Here is an 18,284-nt window from a genome sequence, read left to right on the forward strand (position 1 = left end):
TGCGCGTCGCGCCGCAACGAAGCGCCCGTATCCGCCAGCGGGCGTCAGCGGTGCATGGCCGCCGCTCCTTTGTGCATGCGCCGCGCTCTGCCTACACTGAAAGACCACTCACGCGAGGAGACACGAACATGAACGAGCGCGCCGTCGGCCCACCCGATATGTCCGCTTTCTGGATGCCCTTCACCGCGAACCGTCAGTTCAAGAGCGCGCCGCGCCTGCTGGCGAGCGCGAAGGGGATGTACTACACATCGCACGATGGGCGGCGCATTCTCGACGGCACGGCCGGGCTGTGGTGCGTGAACGCGGGCCATTGCCGCGACGAGATCGTCGCGGCGGTGCAGGCGCAGGCGGCTGAAATGGATTTCGCGCCGACCTTCCAGATGGGCCACCCGAAGGCCTTCGAAGCCGCGACGAAAATTGCCCGCCACACGCCGGGCGATCTGAAGCACATCTTCTTTGCCAACTCGGGCTCGGAGGCCGTCGATACCGCGCTGAAGATCGCGCTCGCCTATCACCGCGCGCGCGGCGAAGGGCAGCGCACGCGCCTGATCGGACGCGAGCGCGGTTATCACGGCGTCGGCTTCGGCGGCATTTCGGTGGGCGGCATTGCGCCGAACCGCAAGGCGTTTTCAGGCGGCCTGCTGCCGGCGGTCGATCACCTGCCGCATACGCTGAACCTCGAGGAAGCGGCATTTTCGAAGGGACAACCCGCGTGGGGCGCACATCTCGCCGACGAACTCGAGCGGCTCGTGACGTTGCACGACGCGTCGACGATCGCCGCGGTGATCGTCGAGCCGGTGGCCGGGTCCACGGGCGTGCTGATTCCACCGCAAGGCTATTTGCAGCGGCTGCGCGAGATCTGCGACCGGCACGGCATCCTGCTGATCTTCGACGAAGTGATCACCGGCTGGGGACGCCTCGGCGCACCGTTCGCCGCGCAGTACTTCGGCGTCACGCCCGATCTGTTGACGATGGCCAAGGGCACCAACAATGCCGCCGCGCCGATGGGCGCGGTCGCGGCGAGCGCGAAGATACACGACGCGATCGTGAACGGCGCGCCGGGTGGTATCGAGCTGTTTCACGGCTATACGTATTCGGGGCATCCGATCGCGGCCGCCGCGGCGTGCGCAACGATCGATCTGTATGAGCGCGAGCAACTGTTCGAGCGGGCCGCGCGCATGGCACCGCTGTTCGAAAGCGCGATCCACAAGCTGCGCGGTGAACGGCATGTGATCGACGTGCGCAATCTGGGTCTTGTCGGTGGCGTGGAGTTGGCGCCGCGCGACGGCGCGCCGGGCGCGCGTGCGTATGACGTGTTCGTGCGCTGCTTCGAGAAGGGAGTGTTGACGCGTTATACCGGGGATATTCTGGCGTTCTCGCCGCCGTTGATCGTCGAGGAGGCGCAGCTCGAGGAGATCTTCGGGACGGTGGCGGAGGTGTTGAGGGAGACGGAGTAGATGTGGTCGTCGCGATTCGAATAGGGATGGCTCTTGTGTGATCCGCGCGTGCTTGTCGTGGACGATGCGATGGTGCTGCTGGCGAGAAGGCCGGCGCCGTGAGGCGCCGGCCTTTTCCGTTTCGATCCCTTGCTTGCGCCGCCCGATCAGAACGCGATGAAGGGCCCCGTATGGGTGCCGATCGTTGCGTTGTTGAGTGCGGTGTAGACGCTGCGGCCGTAAAAGAACGGCAGTCCCCAGACGAACATGCTGTACATGGGCGAGCCGAGGCTGTCATAGGCCGCGTAGGGATTAGCCAATAGCGTAAAGCCGTTCGCCAGTGAGAACGGCACGCTCACCGGCTTGGATCCGCTGGTGGCGCCAACGAGAGTCGCGGACAGACTGAGCGTGGTGATCGGCACGAACCAGTCGCCCGAATAAGGCGTCGTGTAGTCCGTGAAGAAGTTCGCATTGGAGCCGCTGTCGATTGCGCTGAGATACGAGTAGCCCTGGTACGTGGTCGTGAAATAGCCGTACTGGTTCAGCGTGAGAATGTTCGCATTCGACGGCAGCGCATTGTTCGCCTGCGTGCCGATGCCGAACACCAGTTCACCCGTCGCGTTGGCCTGGCCGCCCGCCGGCAACGCCGGCAGACGGATGATCGTGCCGTTGTTATCCGACGTGAAATTGGCGACCGGATTCATGACCTGGATGTCGAGCGGCACTCGCGTGCTCGTGCACGCCGCCGCGGACGAGCAATAGTAATACGTTGCCGGCAGCGCGGTGTTCGCGGCCGCCGCGTAATCGCGCAGTGCCGTCGAGATGCCGACTACGCCGTTCGCGCCCATCCGGGCCTTCGTGTCCAGGTTGGTGCCGCCGCGCGACAGACAGTCCGACGGTGTTGAGTACTTGCCGTCGGCGATTACCTGGATAGGCAGGTTGCCCGCCATCTTGCTGCCGATCGTTACGTCGGCGCGTTTGACTGCTCCCCATGTAAAGCCGGTGTTGAACTGCGCGCATTCGGCGATCGCTGCGCTACCCGTCGGATCGTCGGTGGCGCCCGATTGCGCTGGCAGGCTGGCGGTGAGCGCCGAACCTAATGCGCTGGCGAGCACGCGCACGCCGACCGAGCCGGTGTCGACCTGCATGTGATCGATCGTCGCGCACTGGTTCGCGCCCTGGCCCCCTGGAATGCAGATCGTGACGCTGACATAGGGGATGTTGACGTAGCTCGTCCATCGTTCCACGGTCAGGGGGACGGTGTTGGTGACGGGAGTTGGTGTCGGGGTTGGGCTTGGTGTCGGGCTTGGTGTCGGGCTTGGTGTCGGGCTTGGTGTCGGGCTTGGGCTTGGGCTTGGGCTTGGGCTTGGGCTTGGGCTTGGGCTTGGGCTTGGGCTTGGGCTTGGGCTTGGGCTTGGGCTTGGGCTTGGGCTTGGGCTTGGGCTTGGGCTTGGCTTGGGCTTGGGCTTGGGCTTGGCTTGGGCTTGGGCTTGGGCTTGGGCTTGGGCTTGGGCTTGGGCTTGGGCTTGGGCTTGGGCTTGGGCTTGGGCTTGGGCTTGGGCTTGGGCTTGGGCTTGGGCTTGGGCTTGGGCTTGGGCTTGGGCTTGGGCTTGGGCTTGGGCTTGGGCTTGGGCTTGGGCTTGGGCTTGGGCTTGGGCTTGGGCTTGGGCTTGGGCTTGGGCTTGGGCTTGGGCTTGGGCTTGGGCTTGGGCTTGGGCTTGGGCTTGGGCTTGGGCTTGGGCTTGGGCTTGGGCTTGGGCTTGGGCTTGGGCTTGGGCTTGGGCTTGGGCTTGGGCTTGGGCTTGGGCTTGGGCTTGGGCTTGGGCTTGGGCTTGGGCTTGGGCTTGGGCTTGGGCTTGGGCTTGGGCTTGGGCTTGGGCTTGGGCTTGGGCTTGGGCTTGGGCTTGGGCTTGGGCTTGGGCTTGGGCTTGGGCTTGGCTTGGGCTTGGGCTTGGGCTTGGGCTTGGGCTTGGGCTTGGGCTTGGGCTTGGGCTTGGGCTTGGGCTTGGGCTTGGGCTTGGGCTTGGGCTTGGGCTTGGGCTTGGGCTTGGGCTTGGGCTTGGGCTTGGATTCGGAGTTGAGGTTGGAGTTGCAGTTGGAGTCGGAGGCGGAGGCGGAGGCGGCGCCGTCGCCGGCTGACCGCCGCCGTCATCGCCTCCGCCACCCCCGCACGCGGACAGCGTCACACTGGCGCTCACAAGCGCGCAGCAAAGTTTCTTGTTGAATAAGGTCATGGAGTTGCCGTTCGATGAATGCACGCGCCGCTTCATTGCAGAGTCTCCATGCGGACATTGGCGGGAACGAGGCGCGGCAGATACGCCTTGCCGAAAAAGTAGCCTGTATGGCCGGCCGACTCGATATGGAACGCGCTGTTGTGCTGGACCATCGGGCCGATGCCTTGCGCGCGTCCTTCGCCGGGGTTGGCGAAGTTCGGAAAGTAGCTGCCGAGCAGTTCGCTCATGTCCGGGCGCACCGGACCTTGCCACGAGACGGCAAACACCACGTTGGTGGGCAACACGTATTCGCGGATCGTCACGCCGTCGGCGTCCTTGGCCTCGCGCACCGTGTACGACGCGGCCGACGCGCCGGTTGCCACCGACGACTGCAGCAACGACCGCGACGCCGCAACCGCACGCGTACGCGCGACTGGCTGCGCGCCCAATGTCGCGTAAGCGGCGAGCGGCGCCAGCGCCGCGAGCGCTAGTGCGATCTTCAAAAATTTCATCTCAATACTCCGGAAACAGATCGGAGCATGGTGCCCGTGGGCCGTTATTGGGATTGCAGGAAAACTCCGAATGGAGAATGGGAAAGGGCGTTGGATGATGCGATTGGCTAGCGGCGCTCCCGCATTCATGCTGTCTTCAGAATGCGACAAACGGCCCGCTCGGCTGGCCGATCCTCACATTGCCATTCCGCGAATAGACGGTGCGGCTGTGGAAGAACGACAGCGTGTTCGCGCCGCTGCCGAAGCCGCCGCCGAAATTGCCGCCGAAGTTGCCCGCACCCGCTGCGCCGAGGCTGCTGCGCGAGCGGCTCGCCACCAGATCGACGGTGGGCAGGTGGCCGGCGCGGGCCTTGGACGTTTCGCGCTGCGCGTTGGCGAGCGCAATCTGTCTGAGCACGACCTGATAGTTCGCGTCGCTCGCCGCATCGACCGACTGGTTGATATCGGCGGGCACGGGCGGCGACAGCGGCGCGCCGGCCGCGATCCCGTCCACCTGCTCGACCGGGTGGCCGACGATCTGCTGCAACGCCGCCAGCTTCACCGCGAGATCGTTCTGCGCGGCGATTTCCTGCGACACGGCCTGATCGTATTTGGCCTGCGCTTCGTTGGTATTGGTGATGGTGGTGTTGCCGACCTCGAACGAGCGCCGCGCCGATTCGAGCTGCTGCGCGATCGACACCCTCTGCGACCGCGCGATGGCGAGGCTGTCCTGCGCGGAGAGCGCGTCGAAATAAGCCTGACCGAGCCGCACGATCAGATCCTGGCGGGCCTGCGCAACCGACGCCTGCGCCGAGTCCACCGCGAGCTGGCCCTGCGCCTAGCCGTACCAGCTATCGACGTGAATCAGCGGCTGCGTGAGCGAGATCACATAGCCCGTTGCTATTGCCGGAAGAAGCGGGAAAGCCCCCGCCGAAATCGGTGTCCTGGCGGCTGCCAGTGAGCGATGCAGAGACTTGCGGCAGCAGCCTGGCGCGAGCGAGCGGCAGTTCTTCGCTGTCGCCGGCGAGCGCCGCGCGCGCGCTTTGCAGTTGCGCGTCGCCGGCGAGCGCCTTCGTAGAACTAGGATAGGCCGACGGCCTGCGCGGGCAGCGTGTGAAACGCGCCGGCCAGCGTCAGCGCCAGAACGGCCGCGCGGATCGGCGCCCGCTGGCGCGTCATCGCGGCAGTGAGCTCAGTAGGTGGGAACGGACGGATCGACCTGACGCGACCACGCGTCGATGCCGCCTTGCAGATTGAACACGTTGGTATGGCCGCGCGATTCGAGGAACATCGCGACCTGGGCGCTGCGCGCGCCGTGATGGCAGACGCAGACGATCTGCGCATCGTCGTCGAGTTCTTCGCTGCGCGCGGGAATTTCACGCATCGGAATCGACACGGCGCCGGCGATCGACGCCGTCTGCAGTTCCCACGGCTCGCGCACGTCGAGCAGCACGGGCGCGGGACGCGAAGTGTCGGCAAGCCATTCGGCGAGTGCCGGAGCGGTCAGATTTTGCATCAGCGGGACATCCAGTTCAGATGACGGCCGCGTGGCGGCCGTGCGGATCGACGTATAGCGTGAGTATCGCCTAGAACTTGAAACGCGGCGGCTGCACCGCGTTGATCAGCGGCTCGACATAGGTTTCGAACACGTCGGCGATGCGGTACTGCTTCTCGTCGATACGCGTGATGATCTGCGCCTTCATGACCGGCGCGGTGCCGACGAAGGCCGCGAGGCGCCCGCCGATCTTCAGGTGTTCGAGGATTTCCTGCGGCAGCACCGGCAGGCCGCCCGACACGCAGATCACGTCGTAGGGCGCGGCGCCAGCCCAGCCGCGCGACGCGTCGCCCGTCACGACTTCGGCGTTCAGCACGCCGTTGGCGATCAGGTTGCTTTTGGCCAGTTCCGCCAGTTCGGGTTCGATATCCACCGTGAGCACGTGCTGCGCGCGATGCGCGAGCAGGGCCGCCATATAACCCGAGCCCGCGCCGATTTCGAGCACGCTTTCGTGCTTCTTCACCGCCAGCTCCTGCAGTACGCGCGCTTCGATGCGCGGCGCCAGCATGTGCTGGCCGGCCGGCAGCGGCACTTCGAAGTCGACGAAGGCCAGCTCGCGGTACGCGGCGGGGACGAAATTCTCACGTTTGACGATTGAGAGCAGATTCAGCACGTCCTGGTCGAGCACTTCCCAGGGGCGGATCTGCTGTTCGATCATGTTGAAACGCGCTTGCTCGATGTTCATGGTGGATTCGGCGGGTTTGGTTTGGCGAGCGGGCGACGAGCTTGACCTAGGTTCGACCGGGGTTTGCCCCCCGAGCCCGACCAACGCCGCCGCTGACTTTTTGCCTCTGACCGGCCGCCTCGCGAAAACGATTCAGGATGCATGCCGCGCCAGGGTAACTGCGGAATTGTACCAAATGGCGGGGCGCAGCCGGGTTCTCGCCGGCAGGGCGACGGGCTGCGCGGCACACGGCTCGCGCGCCGACGTGGCGCGTCGTCAACCGCGAGGGCCTCCGTGTTAATCCCTAGCGATCCGTCCTTGCGCTTCGTGCTTCGATCGCCCAAAAATGTAATCGATTACATTTCGGCGCGAACTCACTTGACCAGATCGTCGTCCAAAGCGGCCCCGGCACCCCTGTCCGGGGCGCGACCTCAGCCCGGGATTCGGCCGCTGCGCGCGGCCGATGGTCTGTCGATCGCCGGGGTGGCCGAGCAGGCGGGGGTCTCGGTCGCGACGGTGTCGCGCGTGCTGAACGGTCACGAGAACGTGCGGCCCGCCACGCGCGACAAGGTGCTCGCCGCGATCGACGCGAGCGGCTACCGCGTCAACGAACTCGCGCGCAATCTGCGCACCGCCGAGAGCCGGCTGCTGCTGACCATGGTGCCCGACGTCGGCAATCCCTTTTACGCGGAAATCGTGCGCGGCATCGACAGCGTCGCGCGTCAGCACGGCTACTTCATGCTGCTGTGCGACACGGGCGCCGACCCGGGGCGCGAGCGCAGCTACTTCGACCTGCTGCGCCGCCGCCGCGCCGACGGCGCGATCTGTCTCGACCCGGCCACCATCCAGCAGGCGCTCGGCGAGGCGTCGCACGCGCTGCCGTGGGTCGCGTGCTGCGAGTTCGATCCGGCGGTCGGCGTGCCGTACGTCGGCATCGACAACTACCGCGCGGCCGGCGACGCGGTGCGGCACCTGCTTGCGCGCGGCCATAGGCGCATCGGCCTGATCAATTCCGACGTCGATTACCTGTACGCGCGGCAGCGTCAGCAGGGCTATGTGGATGCGCTGACCGAAGCCGGCATCTCGCCTGATCCGCGCTGGCGCATGAACCTCAACAGCCTCGACTACCAGGCGGGCGCGTCCGCCGCCATCACGCTATCCGAGCAACCGGACGCGCCGAGCGCGATCTTCGCGGTGTCCGACACGCTGGCGATCGGCGTGATCCACGGTTTGCGCAGCGCCGGCAAGCGCGTGCCCGACGACGTCGCGGTGGTCGGCTTCGACGACATTTCGCTCGCCGCGCAAATCGACCCGCCGCTCACCACCATCGCGCAGCCGATGCGCGAACTCGGCGAAACCGCCGCGCGGCTGCTGTTGCAGCGGCTCGCGAATCCGTTGGCGAACGTGCCGGGCGTGCTGCTGCCGCATCGGCTCGTGATTCGCGGGAGCGCGTGACATGAGCCTCGCGATCCGCTTCGACGACATCCGCAAAGACTTCGGGCCGGTGCGCGTGCTGCACGGCGTGAGCTTCGAACTTGCGCCGGGGCGCATCTACGGTCTGCTCGGCGAGAACGGCGCGGGCAAATCGACGCTGATGAAAATTCTCGCCGGCTATGAAACGGCAACCTCCGGCAGCTTGCTGGTCGACGGCCACGCGCAGCGCTTCACCGGTTCGCGCGACGCGCAAGCGCAGGGCATCGTGCTGATCCACCAGGAGTTCAACCTCGCCGAGCATCTGACGATCGCGCAGAACATGTACCTCGGCCACGAGAAGCGGCGCGGCTGGTTCGTCGACGACGCCGCCATGCGCGCCGAGGCCACGCGCTATCTCGCGCAGGTCGGGCTGGAGAAAACGCCGGATACGAAGGTGCGCGAACTGATCGTCGCGGAAAAGCAGATGGTGGAGATCGCGAAGGCGCTATCGCGCCGCGCGCGTCTGCTGATCATGGACGAGCCGACCGCCACGCTCACGCCGTCCGAAACCGAGCGGCTCTTCACGCTGATGGCGAAGCTCAAGGCCGATGGCGTGACGATCATCTACATCTCGCACAAGCTCGACGAAGTGGAGCGCATCACCGACGAGGTGATCGTGATGCGCGACGGCCGCTTCGTCGCGCGCGGCGAGACGGCGGGGCTCGCGCGTCAGCAGATGGCGAACCTGATGGTCGGGCGCGAGCTGTCCGACATGTTCCCCGACAAGCTGACCGTACCCGCCGACGCGCCGCTCGCGCTGAAGGTGGAAGGGCTCGCGGTGCCCGATTGGGTCGAGGACCTGAGCTTCGACGTGCGCGCGGGCGAAGTGCTGGGCTTCGCGGGGCTGGTCGGCGCGGGCCGCACCGAGGCGTTCGAGGCGATCATCGGCTTGCGCAAGCGCACGGCGGGGCGCATCGAAATCGCGGGAAAGCGCGCCGATCTGAAGAGCCCGCGCGACGCGATGGGACACGGCCTCACGTATCTCAGCGAGGATCGCAAGGGCAAAGGGCTGCACGTGAACCTGAGCCTGCAGGACAACGTCACGTTGATGACGCTCGAACGCTACACGCATCCACTGCTCGATCTGAAGGCCGGACGCGCGGCGTTGACGAAGGCGGTCGGCGAATTCGGCATCCGCACCGGCGACCTGTCGAGCCGCGCGCGCACGCTGTCCGGCGGCAATCAGCAGAAGCTCGCGCTCGCCAAATTCCTGCAGCCTGATCCGAACGTGATCGTGCTCGACGAGCCGACGCGCGGCGTCGACGTCGGCGCGAAACGCGACATCTATTTCCTGATTCACCGGCTCGCCGCGCAAGGCCGCGCGGTGATCGTCATTTCATCCGAACTGATCGAGCTGATCGGCTTGTGCCACCGCGTCGCCGTGATGCGCGCGGGACGCCTGCAAGCCACGTTGACACTCGACCATCTGACCGAAGAGGAGTTGATCGCTCATGCGACCGGCACCCACTGATGCCGTGCAATCCGGCCGCGCGCTGCGCGTCGCGCATCGTCTGTATGCGCTCGGGCCGCTCGTCGGGCTGATTCTGCTGTGTGTGACCGGCACGCTGCTGAACCGCGATTTTGCGACCGTCGACAACATGATGAACGTGCTCACGCGCACGTCGTTCATCGGCATCATCGCGGTCGGCATGACCTTCGTGATCATTTCGGGCGGTATCGATCTGTCGGTCGGCTCGATGGCCGCGCTGATCGCGGGCAGCATGATCTGGCTGATGAACGGGCTCGCGTCGGGCGCAGCCGGGCACACGTTCGCGCCGCTCGCGATCGTCACGATCGGCATCGTCGCGGCGCTGGTGCTGGGCGGGTTGTTCGGCTGCGCGCACGGGTTGCTGATTACCAAAGGACGCATCGAGCCGTTCATCGTCACGCTGGGCACGTTGGGAATCTTTCGCGCGGTGCTCACGTGGCTCGCCGACGGCGGCGCGTTGACTCTGGATAATTCGTTGTCCGATCTTTATGGGCCGGTGTACTACGCGAGCCTGTTCGGCGTGCCGGTGCCGATCTGGGTGTTTCTCGTGATGGCCGCGGGCGGCGCGCTGATCCTCAATCGCACCGCGTTTGGCCGGCATGTGCAGGCGATCGGCTCGAACGAACAGGTCGCACGCTATGCGGCGATTCGCGTCGATACCGTGAAGATCGTCACGTATGTGCTGCTCGGCATCTGCGTCGGCGTCGCCACCGTGCTCTATGTGCCGCGGCTCGGTTCGGCCACGCCGACCACGGGGCTCTTATGGGAGTTGGAGGCGATCGCCTCGGTGGTGGTCGGCGGCACCGCGCTCAAAGGTGGCGAAGGGCGCGTGATCGGCACGGTGATCGGCGCGATTCTGCTTTCCGTGATCGCCAATATTCTGAATCTGACCAGCATCATCAGCGTGTATCTGAACGCGGCGGTGCAGGGCGTGGTGATTATTTTCGTCGCGTTCGTGCAGCGCGGACGGCGATAGTTTTGGTGTTTCAAGCTGCAATACCAGGCAATAGCAGGCAAAACCAGCAGGTCCAAAAATCGGGGCGCCGGAACGCCTCACCAACTGGATGGAGACACAACCATGAAACACGTCATTCGAGCGGTCGGCGCCGGCATGCTGGCGTTGGGGATACTGGGCACGGCAGGCGTTGCGCGTGCTGACGACAAGGTCACGCTGGGCGTGGCGATTCCGACAGCCGACCACGGCTTCACGGGTGGCATCGTCTGGTGGGCGAACAAGGCGAAAGCCGATCTGGAGAAAGCGCATCCCGACCTGAAGGTGATCGTCAAGACCGCGGCCGGCGCGCCCGAACAGGCGAACCAGTTGCAGGATCTCGTCACGGTCAACAAGATCAATGCGCTCGTGATCTTCCCGTTCGAATCGGCGTCGCTCACGCAGCCGGTCGCGCAGGTGAAGAAGAAAGGTGTCTATGTGACGGTGGTCGATCGAGGCCTGACCGACACCAGCGCGCAGGACGCGTACGTGGCGGGCGACAACACCGCGTTCGGCAAGATTCCCGCCGAGTTTCTGGCGAAGGAGTTGGGCGGCAAGGGCAACATCGTCGCGCTGCGCGGCATTCCGACCACGCTCGACAACGAGCGCTGGGCCGCCTTCACCGGCGTGCTGAAGAACTATCCGGAGATCAAGATTCTCGATGGCAAGTACGCGAACTGGAATCGCGACGACGCGTTCAAGGTGATGCAGGACTACCTGACGCGCTTCAAGCACATCGACGCCGTTTGGGCCGCCGACGACGACATGGCGGTCGGCGTCATCAAGGCGATCGATCAGGCCAAGCGCACCGACATCAAGATCGTGTTCGGCGGCGCGGGCTCGAAGGGCATGGTGAAGAACGTGATGGACGGCGCGCCGATGATCAAGGCCGACGTGTCGTACTCGCCGAAATTCATCTACGACGCGATCAAGCTCACCGCCGAAGCGCGTTTGAAGGGCGACAAGTTGCCGGCGACGACGATCATTCCGTCGGTGCTGATCACGAAGGAAAACGCGCAGCAGTTCTACTTTCCGGACTCGCCGTTCTGAGCGTGAGTGCTGAGTCAGCGCGCTCGCCGTGGTTTTGCAGCACATGCACGGCGAGCGCATGATCGTTCGAGGAACCGTACGATGAAAACCATCAAAGGGCCGGCGATTTTTCTGGCCCAGTTCATGGGCGACGAGGTGCCGTTCGACAATCTCGCGCATCTGGCGGGTTGGGCCGCGGGTCTCGGCTTCAAGGGCATTCAGGTGCCGTGCGACGCGCGCCTGATCGATCTGGAGCAGGCGGCCGCGAGCCAGGCCTATTGCGACGAGTTGCGCGAGACCGCGGACAATGCGGGCGTGACGATCACCGAACTGTCGACGCATCTGCAGGGGCAACTGGTCGCCGTGCATCCGGCGTACGACGCGCTGTTCGACGGCTTCGCCGCGCCGCAGGTGCGCGGCGATCCTGCCGCGCGTACGCAGTGGGCGATCGACCAGCTGAAGCTTGCGGCGAAGGCGTCGCAGCGCTTGGGCCTGAACACGCACGTGTCGTTTTCCGGCGCGCTGGCGTGGCCATATCTGTACCCGTGGCCGCAGCGTCCGGCAGGCCTCGTCGAAGCTGCCTTCGATGAACTCGCGCGCCGCTGGACGCCGATTCTCGATGCGTTCGATGAGGCCGGCGTGGATGTCTGCTACGAATTGCATCCGGGCGAGGACCTGCACGACGGCGTGACGTTCGAGCGCTTTCTCGACGCGCTCAGGCAGCACGCGCGTGCGAACATCCTCTACGATCCGAGCCATTTCGTTTTGCAGCAGCTCGACTACCTTGCGTTCATCGACATCTATCACGAGCGCATCAAGGCGTTCCATGTGAAGGATGCGGAGTTTCGGCCAAACGGCAAGCAGGGCGTGTATGGCGGATATAGCGGCTGGGTCGAACGGGCGGGGCGTTTCCGCTCGCTCGGCGACGGCCAGATCGACTTCGGCGCGATCTTCTCGAAGATGGCGCAATTCGATTTCTCCGGCTGGGCCGTGCTCGAATGGGAGTGCGCGCTGAAGCATCCGCACGACGGCGCGCGTGAAGGCGCGGAGTTCATTCGCCGGCACATCATTCGCGTGGCCGAGCATGCGTTTGATGATTTTGCCGGGAGTGGCGTGGACGATGCGCAGGTGAAGCGTGTGCTGGGGCTTTGATGGGGAGTAACGCGATGCCACACAGAAGGCTTGGATTGGGCATGGTCGGCGGCGGGCAGGGCGCGTTCATCGGCGCGGTGCATCGGATCGCGGCGCGGCTCGACGATCGTTTCGAACTGGTGGCGGGCGCATTGTCGTCCGACCCGCAGCGCGCGCAGGCGAGCGCCGCCGAGGCGGGCATCGCGCGCAGCTATGCGGACTGGCGCGAGATGGCGCGCGCCGAAGCCGCCCGCGACGACGGCATCGACGCGGTCGCAATCGTCACGCCGAACCATCTGCATGCACCGGTGGCGACGGCGTTCCTCGAAGCGGGCATTCACGTGATATGCGACAAGCCACTGGCGATTTCACTCGCCGAAGGCGAAGCGCTCGCGAAGCTCGCACGCGACAAACGCAAGCTCTTCGCGCTGACGCACACATACTCCGGCTATCCCATGGTGCGTCATGCGCGCGAACTGGTCGAGCGCGGCGAGCTGGGTGAGATTCGCGTGGTGCAGGTCGAATACGCGCAAGACTGGCTGGCCGAACCGGTCGAGACGGGCGGCGCGAACAAACAGGCCGGCTGGCGCACGGACCCGTCGCTGGCGGGACCAGCGGGCTGTCTCGGCGATATCGGCACGCATGCGTATCACCTCGCGTCCTTCGTCACGGGGATGACGCCGCGGGCGCTGTCGGCAGAATTGCACACGTTCGTGCCGGGACGCCGCATCGACGATCACGTGCAGGCGATGCTGCGTTACGCGAACGGCGCGCGCGGCATGTTGTGGGCGAGCCAGGTGGCGAGCGGCGCGGAGAATGCGCTGCGTCTGCGGGTGTATGGAACGAAGGCCGGCCTCGCATTCGATCAGGAGCAGCCGAACGAATTGTGGCTCACGCCGTTAGGCGGGCTGGCGCAGCGACTGACGCGAGGGCGGGTGCAAAGCGCGCTCGCCGCGCACGCGACGCGCGTGCCCTCGGGCCATCCCGAAGGTTATCTGGAAGCGTTCGCGCAGTTGTACAAGGATGCGGCGTTGCAGATCGAAGCGCTGGACGAAGGCCGCACGTTGCCTGCCGAAAGCCGGCTGCTGACGACGGTGGACGATGGTGTCGCGGGGCTGCGCTTCATCGATGCCGTGCTCGCGAGTAGCGCGGCGGATGGGCAGTGGCGCGAGATTGAAGGGGCGTAAAGCGAAGGGGGCGTTAAAGCGGAGGGGGCCGCTTAGCCGCCCTTACTCTTCTTGATCTGCTCTTCGAACGCGATATCGAGCTTGCTAGCCTTGCGTGGTTTCTGCGGACCGTACGCGTCGACGAACTTGACGAAGTCGTCGAGTGTCAACGGGTCGGAGACTTTCTTGTCGGAGCCGCTCGATTTGTCGACCAGATAGAACAGGCCGCCGGACAGGCTGATCGCGGCGAACAGCGGATTGCCGCTGCGCGCTTTCAGCCGTTCGACGGCGTGGATGGCTCGGGTGGTGCGCATGGTGTGGGACTGCTGATCGGGGAGAGACTGCTACTTTAACAATTTCGCCGACGCCGCGCGGCATGGCGTCAGCGCCTGAGCGCCTGGCTACCCCTTACGCCGGAACACCGCCCGCAACCAATCCGCCCGATCCTCCAGCACCGTATAAACCACCGGCGCGACCACCAGCGTCGAACAGCTTGGCGTCGACTGGCTCGCTGCGCGCGCTCACGCAGGCTGCCGTCAAGTCGAAGGTAGCCGGCACGGCGCTCGACGTCGCACGGGCGTTTCCGTTTGCTTACTGGCTCAAATAAACAAACTTGCCGTTCTTGATGGTGCCCATCACGCTCGCGCGCTGATCCAGACCGACGTGGTCCTTCGGGCTCGTGTTCACCACACCGTTCGGCACCACCAGTTCATGCGCATGCTCCAATTCGTCGCGCAACGCGACGCGGAACGCCGGCGTGCCCGGCTGCGCGGTCTTCAGCGCGCGCGCTACCGCGTCCTGCAAACGCGGATAGACGCCTGCCGCGTCGCCCGCGAACTGGGTCACGCTGCCTGCGCCGTACTTCGCTTCATACTCGTTGGTGAAGGCGAGCGCCGCTTTCTTCGCCGGATGATCGGCCGGCAGCGTGCGCGCGACCACCACCGGCTGGGTCGGGAACAGCGTGCCATCGACGTCCTTGCCGCCCAGCTTGATGAACTCGGGCGTGGCGATGCCGTGCGTCTGGTAAATCGGCCCCTTGTAGCCGCGTTCGATCAGCGTGCGCTGCGGCAGCACCGTCGGCGTACCGGCCCCGGCGATCAGGATCGCATCGGGCTTCGCGGCCATCAGCTTGAGAATCTGCCCGGTGACGCTCGCGTCCGTGCGGTTATAGCGCTCGGTCGCAACCAGCTGGATATGGCGCAGCGCCGCGAACTTGCTGAACTCGTTGAGCCAGCTCTCGCCGTAGCCGTCAGCGAACCCGATGAAGCCTACCGTCTTCACGTTGTGATTGGCCATGTAGCGCGTCATCACGTCGGCCATCGCGCCGTCGGTCTGCGCCATCTTGTAGGCCCACACCTTCTTGCCTTCCTGCGGCTCGACCACGCTGGCCGAGCCGATCAGCGTGATCATCGGCGTCTGGCTTTCGGCGACCGGATCGAGCGCGGCCATCGCGGCCGGCGTGATGTTCGGGCCGACGATCACGTCCACGTGGTCCTCGTTGATCAGCTTGCGGATGTTGCGCACAGCCGCGCCCGGGTCGGATGCGTCGTCGAGGAAGATGTAGTCGGCTTTCTGGCCGGCGATCGTCGCGGGCCACATCAGCATCGCGTTCTTGCTGGTAATGCCGATCACGGCCGCAGGACCCGTGCTCGACAGATCGATGCCGACCTTGAGCTCGGCATGGGCTGCGGTGGCGAGCAATAGCGCGCCGAGAGCGGCGATGCCGCGAAGTTTGTTGTTATGCGACTTCATCGAGAAGGGTCTCCGTAGCAGGAAGCAGGGTGATATCAAAGTTCGTAGGTTTCGTGTTCGCCCTTGAGCGCCTGTTCGATCAGCTTGCGGTTCATGCTCGGCGATAGCAGTTCGACGAGCGTGTACACATAGCTGCGCAGATAGGCGCCTTGTTTGAGCGCGACCCGCGTCACGTTGCTGCCGAACAGGTGCCCAACCGGCATTGCGCGCAAATGGCGGTCGCGCTCGGCGTTGAACGCGATATCCGCCATGATGCCGACGCCAAGGCCCAGTTCCACATAGGTCTTGATCACGTCGGCGTCGATCGCCTCAAGCACGATGTCTGGATGCAGCCCGCGTAGACGGAACGCCTCGTTGATCTTGGTGCGGCCGGCGAACGCATTGTCGTACGTAATCAGCGGATACTGGGTCAGATCATCCAGCGCCAAAAGTTTGCGGTCGAGCAGCGGATGATCCGGCTGCATGACCGCGATGTGGTGCCACTGGAAGCAGGGCAGCGACACCAGTTCCTTATAGTTGGCGATCGCTTCGGTGGCGATCGCGAGATCGGCCTGGTCGTGCAGCACCATTTCGGCGACCTGGGTCGGGCTGCCTTGCAGGATTGAAAGGTGGACTTTGGGGAAGCGTTTCTTGAACTCGGCGATCGCGGCCGGCAGCGAGTAGCGCGCCTGGGTATGAGTCGCGGCGATGACGAGATTGCCCTGATCCTGCGCCGCGTAATCTTTACCGACCCGCTTTAAGCTCTCGACTTCCTGGAGGATCTTCTCGACCGACTGCAAAATGATGCGTCCCGGCTCGGTCAGCGAGCGCACGCGCTTGCCGTGCCGCGTGAAGATTTCGACGCCCAGCTCGTCCTCGAGCTCGATGATCGCCTTGGAAACGCCCGGCTGGCTGGTAAACAGCGCCTTCGCGGCCTCGGTGAGGTTGAAATTCTGCCGCACAGCCTCGCGGACGAAGCGGAATTGATGCAGGTTCATATATAACCTCTCCGCATATAAAAAGAATTTTTTAGTCGTTTGAAATATAAGGCGAGTTTATTACGATCTGTCCATCTTTTTCAATATGGATATCTGTATTTGTCATAAGCAAATGAGAGATGGGTCTAAACGCTCGTTTGCGGTTGCTGACCAAGACAGATATGCAAGGCGCGGCGGAACCGGACCGCCGTGTGTCACGCCAAAAATTGGGGTCCCCGAATGTACCAATACGATCAGTACGACCAGACCATCGTCGATGAACGGGTCGCGCAATACGCCGATCAGGTTCGCCGCCGCTTGTCGGGCGAATTGAGCGAAGAGAAGTTTCGTCCGCTGCGCCTGCAGAACGGCCTGTACTACCAGCGCCACGCGTACATGCACCGTATCGCGATTCCGTACGGCAACCTGCGCAGCGACCAGATGCGCGTGCTCGCGCAGATCGCGCGTGAACATGACCGCGGCTACGGCCATTTCTCGACCCGCTCGAACATCCAGTACAACTGGATCAAGCTCGAAGAAACGCCGGAAATTCTGCGCAAGCTCGCCGCGGTGCAAATGCACGGCATTCAGACCTCGGGCAACTGCATCCGCAACATCACCGCCGACCAGTTCGCCGGCGTCGCGCCCGACGAAGTCGTCGATCCGCGTCCCTGGGCGGAAATCCTGCGCCAATGGTCGACGTTCCACCCGGAATTCGCGTGGCTGCCGCGTAAGTTCAAGATCGCCGTGTCGGGTTCGAAGGAAGACCGCGCGGCCGTGCAGATTCACGACATGGGCGTGTATCTGAAGAAGAACGAGCAGGGCGAGCTGGTGGTCGACATCCTGGCGGGCGGCGGCATGGGCCGCACGCCGATCATCGGCGCGATCATCCGCAAGGATTTGCCGTGGCAGCACCTGCTGACGTACTGCGAAGCCGTGCTGCGCGTGTACAACCGCTATGGCCGCCGCGACAACATGTACAAGGCGCGCATCAAGATTCTCGTGAAGGCGCTGAGCCCGGAGAAGTTCTCGGCGCAGGTCGAAGAGGAATGGCAGCACCTGAAGGACGGTCCGTCGACGCTCACGCAGGCTGAAGTGGATCGCGTGGCCCAGTACTTCCAGCCGCCGGTCTACGACAAGCTGCCAGACACGGACGCTTCGTTTGAAAACCATCTGCTGGAAAGCCGCGCGTTCGCGCGTTGGGTCGAGCGTAACGTGCGGCCGCACAAGGTGTCGGGCTACGCATCGGTGACCTTGTCGCTGAAGCCGACCACGATCGCCCCGGGCGACGCGACGGACACGCAGATGGAAGCGGTCGCCGATTGGGCCGACGAATACTCGTTCGGCGAAATCCGCGTGTCGCACGAACAGAACCTGATCCTTGCCAACGTCAAGAAGCGCGATCTGTTCGCGCTGTGGGAAAAGGCCAAGGCGCAAGGTTTCGCGACGCCGAACATCGGCTTGCTGACCGACATCATCGCGTGCCCGGGCGGCGACTTCTGCTCGCTCGCGAATGCGAAGTCGATTCCGATCGCGCTGGCGATCCAGGAACGCTTCAACGATCTCGACTACGTGTACGACCTCGGCGACGTGTCGCTGAACATCTCGGGCTGTATCAACGCTTGCGGTCACCACCACGTCGGCAACATCGGCATTCTGGGCGTCGATAAGGACGGCTCGGAGTGGTACCAGGTGACGCTCGGCGGCGAGCAGGGCACGGGCGCCACCGGCGCGCACCTCGGCCGCGTGATCGGCCCGTCGTTCTCGGCGGAAGAAATGCCGGACGTGATGAGCAAGGTGATCGACACCTTCGTGGAAAACCGCCACGAGGGCGAGCGCTTCATCGAAACGTACAACCGCATTGGCATCGCCCCGTTCAAGGAACGTGTGTACGCCTCGCGTCAACCGGCTCACGCGTAACCGCGAAAAGGATACTGA

At 64.6% G+C, this 18,284-nt stretch carries 17 protein-coding genes; 9 read left to right on the top strand and 8 right to left on the bottom strand.

The window, feature by feature from the left end:
• Window positions 1–128: 128 nt before the first annotated feature.
• Window positions 129–1,457, top strand: coding sequence for an aspartate aminotransferase family protein (locus B0G69_RS10020; protein ID WP_121316733.1), 1,329 nt, complete (start codon window positions 129–131; stop codon window positions 1,455–1,457).
• Between the two features lie 146 nt (window positions 1,458–1,603).
• Here the strand turns inward: B0G69_RS10020 and B0G69_RS10025 are convergent, their stop codons facing one another.
• A complete protein-coding gene (locus B0G69_RS10025) occupies window positions 1,604–2,683 on the bottom strand; it encodes a DUF3443 family protein (protein WP_241991297.1) in 1,080 nt (359 codons plus the stop codon).
• 41 nt (window positions 2,684–2,724) lie between these two features.
• On the opposite strand from B0G69_RS10025, the gene B0G69_RS41370 reads away from it, so the two are divergent.
• Entirely contained in the window at window positions 2,725–3,660 is a 936-nt protein-coding gene (locus tag B0G69_RS41370; protein WP_199731279.1) for a hypothetical protein, read from the top strand.
• Between the two features lie 42 nt (window positions 3,661–3,702).
• On the opposite strand, the gene B0G69_RS10040 is transcribed toward B0G69_RS41370, so the two are convergent.
• The 4 genes from B0G69_RS10040 to B0G69_RS10060 all read right to left on the bottom strand — a co-directional run bounded on the left by B0G69_RS10040 (window position 3,703) and on the right by B0G69_RS10060 (window position 6,380).
• On the bottom strand, window positions 3,703–4,161 hold the full coding sequence (locus tag B0G69_RS10040; protein WP_121316734.1) for a DUF2844 domain-containing protein: 459 nt from the start codon (window positions 4,159–4,161) through the stop codon (window positions 3,703–3,705).
• 136 nt (window positions 4,162–4,297) lie between these two features.
• A complete protein-coding gene (locus B0G69_RS10045; protein WP_121316735.1) occupies window positions 4,298–4,960 on the bottom strand; it encodes a TolC family protein in 663 nt (220 codons plus the stop codon).
• A 372-nt stretch (window positions 4,961–5,332) separates the two neighbouring features.
• Complete coding sequence (locus B0G69_RS10055; protein WP_121316736.1) at window positions 5,333–5,656, bottom strand: rhodanese-like domain-containing protein; 324 nt, start codon at window positions 5,654–5,656, stop codon at window positions 5,333–5,335.
• A 70-nt stretch (window positions 5,657–5,726) separates the two neighbouring features.
• A complete protein-coding gene (locus B0G69_RS10060; protein WP_121316737.1) occupies window positions 5,727–6,380 on the bottom strand; it encodes a protein-L-isoaspartate O-methyltransferase in 654 nt (217 codons plus the stop codon).
• A 357-nt stretch (window positions 6,381–6,737) separates the two neighbouring features.
• Between B0G69_RS10060 and B0G69_RS10065 the strand changes: the two genes are divergently transcribed.
• From B0G69_RS10065 to B0G69_RS10090, 6 genes are all read left to right on the top strand, one after another.
• Window positions 6,738–7,814 carry a LacI family DNA-binding transcriptional regulator gene (locus B0G69_RS10065; protein ID WP_121316738.1) on the top strand — a complete coding sequence of 359 codons (1,077 nt, stop codon included), beginning with the start codon at window positions 6,738–6,740 and terminating at the stop codon, window positions 7,812–7,814.
• 1 nt (window position 7,815) lies between these two features.
• A complete protein-coding gene (locus B0G69_RS10070; protein ID WP_121316739.1) occupies window positions 7,816–9,303 on the top strand; it encodes a sugar ABC transporter ATP-binding protein in 1,488 nt (495 codons plus the stop codon).
• Entirely contained in the window at window positions 9,284–10,297 is a 1,014-nt protein-coding gene (locus tag B0G69_RS10075) for an ABC transporter permease (protein WP_121316740.1), read from the top strand. The genes B0G69_RS10070 and B0G69_RS10075 overlap by 20 nt, the downstream gene beginning before the upstream one ends.
• Before the next feature lie 102 nt (window positions 10,298–10,399).
• Window positions 10,400–11,362: a substrate-binding domain-containing protein gene (locus B0G69_RS10080; protein ID WP_121316741.1), complete on the top strand. Its 963-nt coding sequence runs from the start codon at window positions 10,400–10,402 to the stop codon at window positions 11,360–11,362.
• An 81-nt stretch (window positions 11,363–11,443) separates the two neighbouring features.
• Window positions 11,444–12,493: a sugar phosphate isomerase/epimerase gene (locus tag B0G69_RS10085; RefSeq protein WP_121316742.1), complete on the top strand. Its 1,050-nt coding sequence runs from the start codon at window positions 11,444–11,446 to the stop codon at window positions 12,491–12,493.
• Between the two features lie 14 nt (window positions 12,494–12,507).
• Complete coding sequence (locus B0G69_RS10090; protein WP_121316743.1) at window positions 12,508–13,659, top strand: Gfo/Idh/MocA family oxidoreductase; 1,152 nt, start codon at window positions 12,508–12,510, stop codon at window positions 13,657–13,659.
• Between the two features lie 32 nt (window positions 13,660–13,691).
• Here the strand turns inward: B0G69_RS10090 and B0G69_RS10095 are convergent, their stop codons facing one another.
• From B0G69_RS10095 to B0G69_RS10105, 3 genes are all read right to left on the bottom strand, one after another.
• Window positions 13,692–13,952, bottom strand: coding sequence for a hypothetical protein (locus tag B0G69_RS10095; protein ID WP_121316744.1), 261 nt, complete (start codon window positions 13,950–13,952; stop codon window positions 13,692–13,694).
• Between the two features lie 277 nt (window positions 13,953–14,229).
• Window positions 14,230–15,390 carry an ABC transporter substrate-binding protein gene (locus B0G69_RS10100; protein ID WP_121316745.1) on the bottom strand — a complete coding sequence of 387 codons (1,161 nt, stop codon included), beginning with the start codon at window positions 15,388–15,390 and terminating at the stop codon, window positions 14,230–14,232.
• A 35-nt stretch (window positions 15,391–15,425) separates the two neighbouring features.
• Window positions 15,426–16,367: a CysB family HTH-type transcriptional regulator gene (locus B0G69_RS10105; protein ID WP_121316746.1), complete on the bottom strand. Its 942-nt coding sequence runs from the start codon at window positions 16,365–16,367 to the stop codon at window positions 15,426–15,428.
• Between the two features lie 219 nt (window positions 16,368–16,586).
• Between B0G69_RS10105 and B0G69_RS10110 the strand changes: the two genes are divergently transcribed.
• Window positions 16,587–18,266, top strand: a complete 1,680-nt coding sequence (locus B0G69_RS10110; protein WP_121316747.1) for a nitrite/sulfite reductase — start codon at window positions 16,587–16,589, stop codon at window positions 18,264–18,266.
• Window positions 18,267–18,284: the final 18 nt, after the last annotated feature.

The sequence above is a fragment of the Paraburkholderia sp. RAU2J genome, assembly GCF_003634845.1.
Taxonomy (GTDB): domain Bacteria; phylum Pseudomonadota; class Gammaproteobacteria; order Burkholderiales; family Burkholderiaceae; genus Paraburkholderia; species Paraburkholderia fynbosensis.

Excerpts from the sequence above, each read along its gene's own strand:
- B0G69_RS10020 (WP_121316733.1), top strand. The coding sequence starts at position 129 with ATGAACGAGCGCGCCGTCGGCCCACCCGATATGTCCGCTTTCTGGATG.
- B0G69_RS10040 (WP_121316734.1), bottom strand. The coding sequence starts at position 4,161 with ATGAAATTTTTGAAGATCGCACTAGCGCTCGCGGCGCTGGCGCCGCTC.
- B0G69_RS10055 (WP_121316736.1), bottom strand. The coding sequence starts at position 5,656 with ATGCAAAATCTGACCGCTCCGGCACTCGCCGAATGGCTTGCCGACACT.
- B0G69_RS10060 (WP_121316737.1), bottom strand. The coding sequence starts at position 6,380 with ATGAACATCGAGCAAGCGCGTTTCAACATGATCGAACAGCAGATCCGC.
- B0G69_RS10070 (WP_121316739.1), top strand. The coding sequence starts at position 7,816 with ATGAGCCTCGCGATCCGCTTCGACGACATCCGCAAAGACTTCGGGCCG.
- B0G69_RS10075 (WP_121316740.1), top strand. The coding sequence starts at position 9,284 with ATGCGACCGGCACCCACTGATGCCGTGCAATCCGGCCGCGCGCTGCGC.
- B0G69_RS10080 (WP_121316741.1), top strand. The coding sequence starts at position 10,400 with ATGAAACACGTCATTCGAGCGGTCGGCGCCGGCATGCTGGCGTTGGGG.
- B0G69_RS10085 (WP_121316742.1), top strand. The coding sequence starts at position 11,444 with ATGAAAACCATCAAAGGGCCGGCGATTTTTCTGGCCCAGTTCATGGGC.
- B0G69_RS10090 (WP_121316743.1), top strand. The coding sequence starts at position 12,508 with ATGCCACACAGAAGGCTTGGATTGGGCATGGTCGGCGGCGGGCAGGGC.
- B0G69_RS10095 (WP_121316744.1), bottom strand. The coding sequence starts at position 13,952 with ATGCGCACCACCCGAGCCATCCACGCCGTCGAACGGCTGAAAGCGCGC.
- B0G69_RS10100 (WP_121316745.1), bottom strand. The coding sequence starts at position 15,390 with ATGAAGTCGCATAACAACAAACTTCGCGGCATCGCCGCTCTCGGCGCG.
- B0G69_RS10105 (WP_121316746.1), bottom strand. The coding sequence starts at position 16,367 with ATGAACCTGCATCAATTCCGCTTCGTCCGCGAGGCTGTGCGGCAGAAT.
- B0G69_RS10110 (WP_121316747.1), top strand. The coding sequence starts at position 16,587 with ATGTACCAATACGATCAGTACGACCAGACCATCGTCGATGAACGGGTC.